Origin of the sequence: Aureivirga sp. CE67 (genome assembly GCF_015767245.1) — a bacterium.
Lineage (GTDB): Bacteria > Bacteroidota > Bacteroidia > Flavobacteriales > Flavobacteriaceae > Aureivirga.
Window position 1 is genome coordinate 44,118 of the sequence record NZ_JADOTV010000017.1, and the last position, 14,519, is coordinate 58,636.

Below are 14,519 nucleotides of genomic sequence, written 5' to 3' on the forward strand. Positions count from 1 at the left end.
CATTTGCATAAAATTTACTAATTGGAAAGTTTATGAAAAAAATTACTCTATTAAAAATTAAATTGTTTTTATTATTTGGATTTGTCTCCCAAATATTTTTTGCACAATGTCCAACTTCTGATGTTACACTTTTCACCCAAGAAGATGTGAACACTTATATTTCTAATTATGGTGATTGTAATATTATTGAAGGAAACCTTTTCATTGGTCACACCCAATATTATGGTACATCAGACATTACAGATATTTCAGGTCTATTAAATATAACTGAAGTACATGGTAGTTTAATTATCAGATCTAATTCTGGATTAGAATCTATCGAAGCATTACAAGGAATTACAAATATCACAGGTGATCTTTCTATATACAAAAACTTTAATTTAGATGATTGCTCTATTATTTGTACATTTGATGGCGCTGATGTTATACAGGGGACTAAAAATATTTACAGTAACTCTTTCAACTGTAAAAGCCAAGAAATTATTGAAGAAAACTGTAATCCGTCAGAATGCCCTCCTTTCTCTTTATACTACGAAACACAAGAACAAGTAGATAGTTTTCTTGAAAAATATCCAAATTGTACTGAATTAAATAAACAAGTAAAACTTGAAGGTGAAGAAATTCAGAATTTAGAAGCTTTTTCAAACATTGTCAAAGTGAATCATTATTTTTATATAGAAAATACTAGTATTACAAATTTTAATGGATTACATAATTTAAAAAATGCTACTGCGTCTTTTTATGTCGAAAAAAATGATAATATTAGCAATTTTGAAGGATTAAATAGTCTTGAAGAAATTGGATATACTTTTTATATAAATGACAACAATAATCTTACTTCAACAGATGGATTGAATTCTTTAAAAAAAGTAAACACTTTAACCTTCAGTTACAACTCTAATCTAACAAATTTAGTTCTACCTTCAAGTCTTGAAACTATAACAGAAAGTTTTCGAGTTGGATATAATGATCTTTTAGAATCGATTGAAATAAATAATAATCTTCAAAACAAATTTAATTTATTTAATCTTTATGACAATCCTAACTTAAATTCTATAATTAACCTCCAGAATGACTTAACAAATAGACTTTCAATTTACAATTGTAATTTCACTTCTCTAGATTTCCTTACAAATCTTGAAGATCTTGAACGGTTAAGTCTAGAAAACAATCCGAATTTAATTAACCTAAATGGTCTAGAAAATTTAAAGGAAATAGCTGAAGTTAATATATTGGAAAATGAAAATCTATCTAACATAGAAAGCATCTCTAATCTAGAAAAAATATATAATAATATAAATATCTCAAACAATCCTTCTTTGGAAGATTGTGATGCAATCTGTTCAATCATTCAAAATACTGAAATAACTATTTCTAGTATTTATTTAAACAATAACGGATCAGAATGCATGGATATTGATGAAATATTGGAAAACTGTGACTATTCTGATTGTCCAAAAGAGGATATGACTTTTCTAACACAGGAAGAAATAGACAATTTTGCAATTCAATATCCTAATTGTGAAACTTTAAAAGTTGATATTGAAATAGGAAGTTATGATGAGAGCTCGGATATTACGAATCTTGAGGCTTTTTCAAATATTAAGAAGATAATTGGAGATTTAGAGATTAATAATTTAGAGAGTCTTATAAATTTCAATGGTTTTCATAATCTTGAAGAGGTAAATGGAAATTTTGTCATTTGGAAAACTAGTCAAGTAACAAATATGGAAGGATTTAATAGTCTTACTAAAGTTGAATATGGTGAATATTTTTATATTAGTGAATGTGAAAACCTTATAAATTTCCAAGGATTAAACAGTCTAGAAACCATCAAAATTGATGATGATTTTAATATAGAATATAATACATCATTAATAAATTTTCAAGGATTAAACAACTTAGAAACCATTAAAGCTGGTGATGATTTAGAAATTTATGAAAATGAAAGTCTTATTAATTTTGAAGGTCTTGAAAACTTAAAGTATCTTGAATCTAATTATATTGAAATTTATAACAATCATTCATTACAAAACTTCATTGGGTTAGACAATATTGAGACGTTTATTAGTAACGATTATTTTGAAATTTATGAAAATGAAAATTTAATCAATTTTGAAGGATTCGAAAATCTTACAACAATGATTATTGACGATTTTTATATCTATAATAATCCAAATCTAAAATCATTTAAAGGATTCGAAAATATAACTTCTTTTGAGGAAAATGCTGCAATTAACATTTATGAAAATCAGAATCTTGAAAGTTTATATGGTTTTAATAATCTTATTGTTATTGATGAATTATATATTAGTTATAATGAAAATTTAAAAACATTAAAAGGGCTAGATAATCTTCAACAGGCTAATTATTTAACAGTTACTAGCAATAACAACTTAGATTGTATTAAAGATTTAAAAAACTTAATTAGCGTAACCGATCTATATATTGACTCAAACAATTCTCTTCAATCTTTAGAAGGATTACAAAATGTTACAGTTGAAAACTTATATATTTATGACAATGAAACTCTTTCAGAATGTAGTGCTATTTGTCATTTGTTAAACTTACCTAATGTTTATCATTATATTCAAGATAATATTGAAGATTGTAGTTCTACATCAGAAATAGAAGAAAACTGCTCAGATAATGAAGTTACTTATACAGAAACTGAAATAAATGGTTTTTATGACATTTGTCCGAATACAACTTTTGAAAATTTAGTTATTTTAGCAGAAAATGAAACTATCAGTTTTTATGATTCTTATGATAGTTCCACTCCTATTGCATTAGATTCTGAAATAACAGAAGGAGCATATTATGTTGAGATAATCAACACTATTACTGGAGCTATTTCTTGTCGAAATTATATAGAAATAGAGGTTGAAGACATCATTAACCCTGAAACAATTGTTTTAGAAGATATATCTTCACAATGTGAATTATTAGAAGCTGATATTACAGTTCCTACAACTACAGATAACTGTTCGGGAGAAATTACAGCGACTACTGAATCAAACTTGAACTTTACAGAACAGGGAGAATTTACTATCATTTGGAATTTTAATGATGGAAATGGAAACGATATCAATGTTTCGCAAACCGTAATTATTGAAGACACAACAGATCCTGAAACAATTGTTTTAGAAGATATATCTTCACAATGTGAATTATTAGAAGCTGATATTACAGTTCCTACAACAACGGATAATTGTTCGGGAGAAATCACTGCTACAACAGAAGCTGATTTAAACTTCACAGAACAAGGAGAATTTGAAATAATTTGGAATTTTGTAGATGCTGTTGGAAATGATATAAACGTAACACAAACCGTAATCATTGAAGATACTACAGATCCTGAAACAATTGTTTTAGAAGATATATCTTCACAATGTGAATTATTAGAAGCTGATATTACCATTCCTACAACTACGGATAATTGTGCTGGAGAAATCACGGCAACTACTGAATCTAACTTAAACTTTACAGAGCAAGGAGAATTTGAAATTGTTTGGAATTTCGTAGATGCTGTTGGGAATGATATAAACGTAACTCAAACTGTAATCATTGAAGATACTACAGGTCCTGAAACAATTGTTTTAGAAAATCTAACTGCACAATGTGAATTATTAGAAACTGATATTACAGTTCCTACAACTACAGATAACTGTTCGGGAGAAATTACTGCTACTACAGAATCTGATTTAAACTTTACAGAGCAAGGAACTTTCGAGATTGTTTGGATTTTTAATGATGGAAATGATAATGAAATTGAAGTAATTCAGGTTGTAACTATTGAAGATACGGAAGCTCCAACATTTGAAACTTGTCATGAAAATGTAATCATTGAAATGGGTTCTGGTTGTGAATATCCTATTTTGGATTACACAGAATTTGATTTTGGATTAACAGATAATTGTTCAGATGAAATTACAATCACACAAAGTTTAGAGCCAGGAACTATCATTTCTGAAAGTATTGAAATCGTTTTAACTTTTACAGATATCAATAATAATGTATCAGAATGTTCATTTATGTTAGAAGTTATTGATACAGTTGCTCCATCTTTCGAATGTCCAGAAACACAAACAGTTTTAGTAGATGAAGATGAACTTTATACTTTAATCGACTTTACAACAGACATCCCTGTTTCTTATGCATGTGAGGAAGTTACTTTCACACAAACACCAGAATCTGGAACAGAATTAGAAATCGGAGAACACACTATTACTTTAGAAATCGAAGATGTATATGGAAATACAGATTCTTGTGAATTTTTAATAAAAGTAACAGATGATTTAAATATTAGTGAAGAGAATTTAAAATCAATATCTATTTATCCAAATCCTTCGACTGGTAAATTCTTTATGGAAACAAAAACAGAAATTTCAGCACTTTATGTAACGGATGCTACTGGTAAAATAGTTTTCAAGAAAAGAAATAAAATTTCTAAAGAGTTTGATCTTTCTTCGTTTGATAGAGGAGTTTATTACATCACTATTCAAAACGAAAATAATTCAACAACTCAAAAATTAATATTGAAATAATTTCACAAAAGTCCTCACACTTTTTAAACGTCTCACAATTTCTGTGAGGCGTTTTTTTATTTCATAGCGTTACAAATGTTTAACATTCATTAAATCGATTTCACAAAACATTAATAAAACCTAGTATAAATGATTTTTAACTTAGAGTAAAGCATAAGAGATTTTTTCTTTATGCAAGTATATTGTATCAAAATATAGATAGTTTTTAAATCTTTTATCATGAATAAAACTACTTTTTACTCTATTTTATTTTTCTTGGTTTTTCTTATTCAAACTTCATTTTCGCAATGTCCGCCAAATGGAAATATTTCTCTGACAACACAAGATGAGTTAGATCAATTTATCATTGAATATCCTAATTGCACAGAGATAAATGGTGATTTGATTATAGGGGATCAACACAATGTTACTTCTTATATTTTTGATTTAAACGGAATGCAGAATATTGAAACTATTTCAGGTTCACTTTATGTGGTAAATAATATTAGTTTAATTTCTCTAGAAGGATTAGAAAATCTTACTTCCATTGGAAATGGACTTATCATTAAAAACAATGATTCGCTTTTAAATCTTCATGGGATTGAAAATGTAACCAGTCTTGCTTCTGATTTGGCAATTGTAGATAATAATTCTCTTTTAAATCTAGAAGGAATTAATATTGATACTGTTCATCATGATTTAAAAATTCAAGACAATGGTTCTTTATTAAATTTTCAGGGTTTAAATGTGCATACAGTGGAACATGATTTTCATGTTGAAGGAAATAATTCTTTGGTTAATTTCGAAGGTCTCGGTTCTTTTCATTTAAAAAATGATGTATATATCAACAACAACCAATCTTTGGTTAATTTACAAGGAATGGAAAACGGAATTTTTGATATTATAAATTTAAACATTAATAACAACGAATCTTTAACAACTCTTTCAGGTCTAGAAGGTTTAACAATTATCTATTTCAGTTTTGCTTGTACCGGTAATTCTGCGCTTACTTCCTTAGAAGCTTTGCAAAATGTAACAGCTATTCAAGGACATATTTTATTAAATGACAATTTATCTTTAGTAGATTTCTCTGGTTTGGAAAACCTCAACGGAGTAAATGGAAATCTAAGTATTAATAATTGTCCATCTCTTGAATCTTTTAATGGTTTAAACAATGTGACCTACATTGGAGATTGGGCTTTAATATCCAATTGCCCTCAAATTACATCTTTTGAAGGTCTAGACAATTTAAATTCTGTGGCACTTTCTTTTGAAATTGCAAACAATATAAATCTGACCAATGTAGAACATTTGAGTAATCTTGGAAATGTAGGAAACGGATTAGATATTCATGATAATCCACTTTTAGCTTCGCTTTCTGGACTAGAAAATCTTGGTGCTGGAAAAATAACAATTCAAAATAATGAAATCTTAAACGATTGTACTTCGATTTGTCATATTTTAGATGAACAATATGCCGAATATTTAGAACAAGTTTATATCACAAATAACATTGTTGGTTGTAATTCTAGAGAAGAAGTAAAAGGAATCTGCGACGCTCCTGAATGTCCGACAGATAATCTGATGTTTACTTCACAAGCTGAGGTAGATTTATTCAAAATCAAATTTCCAAATTGTACAGAAGTTAATGTCAATCTTTTTATTGGCGCACAACCAAATGAATATGGAGATTACACACCAACTGACATTTATGATTTAAGTGCTTTTAGCAATCTTACTTCAGTAAATGGATATTTAACTATTCAATATAATCCTGATTTAGAAAATTTAGATCCTTTGGTTAATATAAATAACGTAGGTCAAGCATTAACAATTCGAAACAATGAAACTCTTACTGATATTTCTGGCTTAGAAAATATTTTAAATATTACTGGAGATTTAAATATTCAAACAAATGCAATTTTAAATGAATGTGGAGTTGTTTGTACTTATATTGACAATGCATACGTTCAAGGATCTGTAAATATTTCAGACAATGCACTTGATTGTAGTTCTTCTATTTTTATTCAAGAAAGCTGTGCACCTTCCGAATGTCCGCCTTTTGACTTAAACTATATCACCCAAGAACAAATAGATAATTTTGCTGTAAAATATCCGAATTGTACAGAACTCCAAAGTGTGGTGATTAATGGAGCTGATATTACAAATATTGATGGTTTTACAAATATTGAATCTGTAAACAATCTTATAATAGAAAATACTTCAATTCCAGATTTAAGTGGGTTGGTAAGTTTAAAATATGCTAATGGTCTTTTCTTACAATACAACAATGAAATGACTTCTTTCAGCGGACTTCAAAACTTAGAAACTATCGAAAATATTTTTCAAATAAATTCTAATGATAACATTACTTCTACCGAAAACATTTATAGTTTAAAATATATCAACGGTTTATTTTTAGTAACAAACAATGATAATCTTACGGATTTATCCGCCTTTGCTTCCATTGAATATATAGAAAGTATTACTTTAATTAATAATCAAAATCTAGAAACAATTGCAAGTTTAGAGGATGGAATCGTTGACAATGTTTCGATTACAAACAGTAATATTAATTCTTTAAACTTTTTAGAATTTACTAGCTCTTTAGATGATTTAAATCTGTCTTCTAATATCAATCTTACCAACCTTACAGGATTAGAAAACCTAGAAAGTATTGACAATCTAACACTAGAAAACAACGATAATCTAAACTCAATTGAAGTGCTGCAAAACCTCACGACAATTCACGAAGGCTTACAAATTATAAGCAACGATAATTTAGATGATTGTTCTACTGTTTGTACTTTAGTTGAAAATAGCAATATTACTTTGAGTTCTATTCATATTTCTAATAATGGAACCAATTGTATGGAAAAAGAAACAATCTTAGATAATTGTAATTATTCCGATTGCCCAACAGATGATCTAACTTTCCTAACACAAGCAGATTTAAATCAATTTTTAGTGGATTATCCTAATTGTGAAACTTTGAAAGTGAATGTTTATATTGGTGATGAAAATAGTGACATTTCAGATTTAAGCCCTTTAACAAACATCACGGAAATACAAGGAAATTTAAGCATAATACAAAATAGTTCATTAAACACTTTGAGCGCTCTTTCTTCTTTAACCAAAATAAAAAATAGTCTAAAAATAGGTCAAAACAATCTTACAGATTTAGCAGGTTTGGAAAATTTAGCAGAAATTGGAGATGATTTATTTATTCGTAATGAAAATACTTTAGCCGATATTTCGGCACTACAAAATATTACAGAATTAAAAAGTTTATTTTTTGAAAACTTACCGCAATTACCAAACTTCACTGGACTTGATAATATTCTGAAGATTTACGGAGAATTTAAAATCGTCAACCTAGATCTCATTACTGATTTTACTGGATTTACAAATTTAGAATCTATCATCAGCGAAAATTATTTTGAAATAAAAGACAATGATGCATTAGTAAATTTCGAAGGATTTGATTTTTTAGATACTATTTCTGTAAATGATTTTGTAGTAGAAAACAACAATTCTCTTCTAAATTTAGAAGGTCTAGATAATCTTGTAAATCTGACGGTTCATTTTAATTTTGTTTGGAAAAACAATGATAATCTAGACAATTTTAAAGGTTTAGAAAATCTACTTCATCTAGAAGCTAAAAACATGACTATTTTTGAAAACACTAACTTAAAATCTTTTTATGGTTTAAATAAACTGACAAGTTTAGGTAGTTCAATTTTCTTCCATGTTACTTCCAATCCTAACCTAGAAAGTTTTTCTGGACTCGAAAACTTAAATTCTATTTATTATTTAAAAATCGATAATAATGATAATTTAAAAACACTTCAAGGTTTTGATAATTTAGCAAGTGTAAATAAAATTGACATTGCAAATAATGATAATTTAGAATGTATTAGAAGTTTAAATTCGCTTACTTCTGCAAAAGAAATTGATATTCATAACAATACTATTCTTGATAATTTAGAAGGTTTAAACCAAATTGAAACTTTAGAATTAAACATTCTGTCAATTACAAATAATCCTGCTTTAGACGATTGCTCTAGTATTTGCAATTTATTAGATATAGCAAATGTTGCTTACACTTTTCAAGATAATTTAGAAAACTGTAATACGTCAGGAAATATTAATTGTGTAGAATCTGAAACGGAATTTACGGATACAGTTTTAAAAGGATTTTATGTTATCTGTGGTGATGAAACTTTTGAACATTTACCAATTCCAATCGAAGAAAACGAAACAATAACTTTCTACGATTCTTATGAAAGTACTACTCCAATTGACGAAACAACTTTGGTTACAGAAGATATTTATTATTATACAATTAGCAATGCTGTTTCTGGTGCTGTTTCTTGTAGAAATTTTATTGAATTTAAAATTATCCCACTAAACACACCTACTTTAGATCCACTAACTGCCGAATGTCAACTTTTAGAAGCAGATATCCCAGTTCCAACAATTGATTTTAATTGTGTTGGAGAACTTACAGGAACTACAACTTCTGATCTAAATTTCACAGAACAAGGTACTTTTGAAATTGTTTGGAATTTTGAAGGAAATGACGGTGAAATGTTTGAAATCACACAAGATATCATTATAGAAAAAACAATTCCTACAGATTATCCAATTTTACAAACCATCAATTCTTCTTGTAGTATTTCTGCTGAAAATATTCCTATTCCTACAGCAACTGATGAATGTACTGGAGAAATAACTGCAACAACAGATTCTAATTTAAACTTCACAACAAATGGTTCTTATCAAATTATTTGGGATTTTCTAAATGAAGATGGAACTACTACATCAAGAATTCAATTTGTAAACATTAATGATACAATTCCTCCTACTCCACCAGTATCTTTAGAAACTTATACAATTACTTGTGGAACAACTCTAGATGAAATCCCGAAGCCGACTGCAACGGATACTTGTAGTGGGCAAATTGAGGGATATACTAATTTTGATTTTGAAAATATTCAAACTGGAAACAATGAATTTACGTGGATTTTTAAAGATGAAAACAATAATATTTCAACTGCAAATCAAAACATATTTTTAGATAGTAATACAAATTCTGAGATTATTTCCTGCATTCCAGATCAAGTGGTTGATTTAGACAATGAATGTTCTTATATTTTACCTAATTATGTAAGTTATCCGTATCTTATTCAAGATAATTGTCATACAACATTTTCTTTTACACAATCCCCTGCAGTTGGTACAGAAATCTTCACAAATACTGAAGTTACAATTGCCCTTACTGATTCTCAGAACAATGTAATTTCTTGTTCATTCTTAGTTGCGCTCCACGATAGTTCAGGACCAACAATTCAAGATTTTACGCAAGAAATGAATCATGAATTGGAAGGAACAGACACAACGCATTCGCTCGGAGATTTGAGTTCTGAAGTAAGTTTAGATAATGTTTGTGACGGAAATTATACCATGGAACAAACACCAGAAGTAGGAACAGAACTTGCAATTGGCTCACATCCTGTACAAATGCGAGCGACTGATTTTTATGGAAATTCAGCAGAATGTACAATTATGGTTCATGTAAAAGATGATATTCTTTCAGTTTCAAAAAACAATGAAACAATTCCTATTCATTTTTACCCAAATCCGACTACTGGAATTATTTATTTAGAATACGAACAAGATATTTCATCTATTTCAATCACAGATGTGCGTGGGAGAATCATTTATTTCAGAAAGCAAAATTTTGAAAATAAAATCGATTTATCTAGTTTTTCTAAAGGAATTTATATTTTAAATATTAATGATAAAATGAGAACTTACAGTAAAAAAATTATCTTGAGATAAGAAGTATTATCACATTTAATCGTCTGAGAGAATTTAGTTTAATTTAAAACACACCCCTAGCCCCTCTCAAGAGGGGAACTAGACAACCTTTAATTTAAAAAATTGTAAAAATTTATATAAACAAAAAACACATCTGTAATTAGATGTGTTTTCTTTTATTTTTTAGGGTAAACTTCTAAAGTATAAGTTGGAGAAAAAGTCAAACCTTCTTTTCCTGACATTTGAATCATTGTATTGATTATCTTCTTTGGAATATTTAAGATTGCATTTGTTGAAAACCCATATTTAGAATTGGTCAATCGAACTTCGTATCCTAAATCTTTTTCAATAAAAGAAGTGAACTTTTTCAAATCAATCATGTTTTCGGTCCAATTTCCTGTGTAAGGGTCACAAGTATTCGTCGGGTGTTCCATTTTATAATCAATCTGATTTGTTTTCAAATATTTTTCTACAACATCATAAATTAATGGCTCATACAATCCTCTTGTTTCTTTTGCTAAAGTTTCTAAGTTCTGCTCTGAAATCTCAGGATATTTTTTAGAAATAATACGTTTTCTTTCTGCTAAATAAGAAGTATTCAAATCCATTTCTTTTTGTCCCTCTACTTTTCCAAATCCAACATATTCTGAAATATGATGTAGTTTAGATAGTCTTTTTCTTGTTAAAGGATTCATATGATTTGCACTAGTCATTGAGCAAATAAAGAAGTCCGAATCAATAGTTGCAATTTTTTCCATCCACTCAAAAACATCATAAATATGTTCTAAAACGTCAAAAGAACAAATCACATTTGGTTTGATATTTTCAGCATTTATTCCTTTCAAAAAAGCATCAATATCTCCATGAATATAACTCGTTAAAGGCAAATCTATTTTATGTGAAATTACTCTAACATCTGCAACAGAAACATCGTAAATATCATTATAAACAACTTCTTTAAAACCAATTTCTTTTGCTAAATAAGACAACATTCCACAACCTCCTCCATAATCTACAAAAACTGTTTCATCAATAGATTTATTAAGACCCGAAAGCACTTTTTGTAGCAATTGTCGGTACGAAAACATATAAAAATCAAACTCATTTTTATACTTAGACAAATACTTCTTATTATAATCAGAAATATCTAAGTTTTGAATGTCTAAATTTTGAATTTTCAGCTTTAAATTTTGAATCGCTTTTTCTATAATTTGATTATTATTCATCAGGTTTTCGGTGGAATTTAATTTCTCTCAAAAGTATTTTTTTACAATTTAATATCAAAGTTTTTCTACTTCAAAAAACTCAACATAAAAGTTGTTCCTTTTTCTTGGTCTAAAAGATGAATATAACCTTGATTTGCTTCCATAATATTTTTCGATAAAGTCAATCCAATTCCAGCTCCTTTTTCTCTTGTGGTGAAATATGGTACAAATATTTTATCTCGAATATCTTTCGAAATCCCAATTCCATTATCCGAAATCAACAATTGTAAATTTTGTCTTTTCTTTCTTAATTCAATTTTAATTTCAGCTTGCTCTTTTTGCGCTGTTGCATAAACCGAATTTGTAAAAAGATTGATTAAAACCTGTTCTATTTGCTTTTTATCAATCAAAACTACATCATCTATTTTTTCTTCAACATTCAAAGAAAACTCCATTTTTGGATGCGATTTCTGAAATAAATGTATGCTCTCCTCTGTCAATTCTTTTAAAGAACAATATTCTTTTTCAGGATTTGGCAACTCTGTGATAACACGATAAGAATCAATAAATTCAGATAAATATTCAGATCTTTTCTTAATAATTCGAAGTCCATACTGCAATTCTTCTTTATTTTCTGGCGTATCTTCTTCAACCAAATCCCCAAGATTTTCTGCCAAACTATGAATTGGTGTAATTGTATTGATAATTTCATGCGACATTACTTGCATTAATTTATACCAAGATTCTTTTTCTTTTTTATCAATAACTTGTTGTAAAGTTTCTAATGAAATCACCAAATATTCATATTCTAGTGTTTTGGTCACATTCGTTTTTAAATGAAAAGCTTCAGTATTTTCATGTGAATTAATCGTAACTACTTTTTTCCATTCTTTCCAATTTTCAATATCAATCGTATCTAAAATCGGTTGAATTTTTGGTTGTAATAATTTCCAATGAAAATGTTTTGGAATATTTAGAAACTCCGTAAAAGCATTATTTATCTGAAAAACTTCGATTTCTTGTCCTTTTTTTCTTCGTAAAATCAACATTCCTGTTGTAGAATTTTCCAGAATATTTTGAAAAACTTCCTGTTCTACATCTTGAAGCAAAAGGTTTCTCTTATTCTTTTCTAGCTGTTTTTGTAGTTTTTTAAAAACTGGTTGTTTTTGTTTTTTATCTGAAATTGAAGCTGAAAAATCATCTACCAACATACAGTCTATTACTTTTTCTATTTCAAAAATTGAACCTCGAATCCAGTTTAAAAATTGAATTCCGACAAAAATCAATAATAATCCTACTGCAACAGAAGAAAAAATATAATCTTTCTGAAAAGTAATCTGTAAAACAATACTTAAAAAAACTATGATTAATAATTGTAAAATTCCTTTTATGTAAAATTGTTTCATTCTTGCATTTAATTTAGTTGAAACATTAAAAATTATCATGTATAAATTCTATTTTTAATGAATAACACACCCCTAACCCCTCCAAGATGGGAAATTGTTACTCTTTAAAAATTTGTACGAAAACCTACAAATCATATTTCTCCATTCTTCTATAAAGTGCAGCTCTTGTCAAACCTAATTCTTTTGCTGCTTTACTAATATTTCCTTGATGTTTTTGAATTGCGATAGAAATCAATTGTTTTTCAGTTTGTGCTAAATTCAAATTCTCTTGATTTGTTGAAATCACTTGATTTGATTTTGAAAACTGTAAATCTTCTACTTCAATTTCTTCTCCATCAGCAATAATCACAGCACGCTCCATAATATGCTCCAACTCACGAATATTTCCTGGCCAAGTATAAGAAATCAATGCATTCTCTGCTTTTTCTGAAATTCTAGTAAAATTCTTTTTATACTTTTTTACATTTTTTTGAAAGAAATGATACCCCAAAACCATAATATCTTCCTTTCGCTCTTTTAAAGTAGGAAGATTTATTTCTATGGTATTTATTCTAAAAAGTAAATCTTGACGAAACGTATTTTCAGAAACCATTTTATAAATATTTGCATTTGTAGCACAAATCACACGAACATCAATTGGTCTTTCAATACCTTCTCCAAGTCTCGTAATTTTTCGATTTTGAAGTACTGTCAATAATTTAGATTGAAGATGCAATGGCAAATTACCAATTTCATCTAAAAATATAGTTCCTCCTTTTGCCAATTCAAATCTTCCAATAGTGTCTTTATGCGCATTTGTAAAAGCTCCTTTCACATAACCAAAAAGTTCACTTTCAAAAAGGTTTTCATTCAAAGCTCCTAGATCTACATGAATAAAAGGCTGTTCTTTTCGCTCACTATTTAAATGAATTTCTTTTGCAAAAACATATTTTCCTGTTCCATTTTCTCCAAGAATCAAAATATTTGCATCCGTTGGTGCAGCTTTTTGTAAAAGTTTCATTGCATTTTTCATAGAAGCTGATTTTCCTAAAATCAACTCTGTTTTTTGCTGAAACTCTTGATCTTTTTGTTCTTGAATCGTGGTCAACTGTACATTTTTTCTTTTGGACCTTGCCAAATCAACTCCAGCATTTACAATACTATAAAGTTTTTCTTGATTCCATGGTTTCAAAATAAAATCTGTAGCTCCTTCTTTGATTGCTTCTACAGCCAAATTGATGCTTCCAAAAGCTGTCATCAACAAAACAGTCGTTTCTGGACTTGTTTTTTTCACTTCTTTCAACCAATACATTCCCTCTTTTCCATCTTCAAAACCTCTTCTGTAATTCATATCCATCAAAACCACATCAATTGTATTTTCATTCAAAAGATGAATAATTTTCTTCGGATTATTTGTTGTAAGAATATTTGAAAAGTTTTTTCTTAAACTAATTTTTGCTGAAAACAAAATATCATCATCGTCATCAACAATCAGAATGGTTGTTTCTTTTTTTCTCATAAGACAATGTTACAAGAATGTATGAAAACGAACAAAAAAGTGTTCGTTTTTGAACAGTAGA

General features: G+C 28.2%; 5 protein-coding genes. 2 read left to right on the forward strand and 3 right to left on the reverse strand.

Translation table 11 applies throughout. The annotated features are described in order from the left end of the window. Positions 1-32 precede the first annotated feature (32 nt). Complete coding sequence (locus I0K12_RS16650) at positions 33-4,547, forward strand: T9SS type A sorting domain-containing protein (RefSeq protein ID WP_196889270.1); 4,515 nt, start codon at positions 33-35, stop codon at positions 4,545-4,547. A gap of 219 nt (positions 4,548-4,766) precedes the next feature. Then, complete coding sequence (locus tag I0K12_RS16655) at positions 4,767-10,370, forward strand: T9SS type A sorting domain-containing protein (RefSeq protein ID WP_196889271.1); 5,604 nt, start codon at positions 4,767-4,769, stop codon at positions 10,368-10,370. 155 nt (positions 10,371-10,525) lie between these two features. On the opposite strand, the gene I0K12_RS16660 is transcribed toward I0K12_RS16655, so the two are convergent. The 3 genes from I0K12_RS16660 to I0K12_RS16670 form a co-directional block, all read right to left on the reverse strand. Next, positions 10,526-11,575, reverse strand: a complete 1,050-nt coding sequence (locus tag I0K12_RS16660) for a hypothetical protein (RefSeq protein ID WP_196889272.1) — start codon at positions 11,573-11,575, stop codon at positions 10,526-10,528. Positions 11,576-11,640: 65 nt separating this feature from the next. Then, on the reverse strand, positions 11,641-12,960 hold the full coding sequence (locus tag I0K12_RS16665) for a sensor histidine kinase (RefSeq protein WP_196889273.1): 1,320 nt from the start codon (positions 12,958-12,960) through the stop codon (positions 11,641-11,643). Positions 12,961-13,084: 124 nt separating this feature from the next. Further along, positions 13,085-14,458: a sigma-54-dependent transcriptional regulator gene (locus tag I0K12_RS16670; protein ID WP_196889274.1), complete on the reverse strand. Its 1,374-nt coding sequence runs from the start codon at positions 14,456-14,458 to the stop codon at positions 13,085-13,087. Positions 14,459-14,519 lie beyond the last annotated feature (61 nt).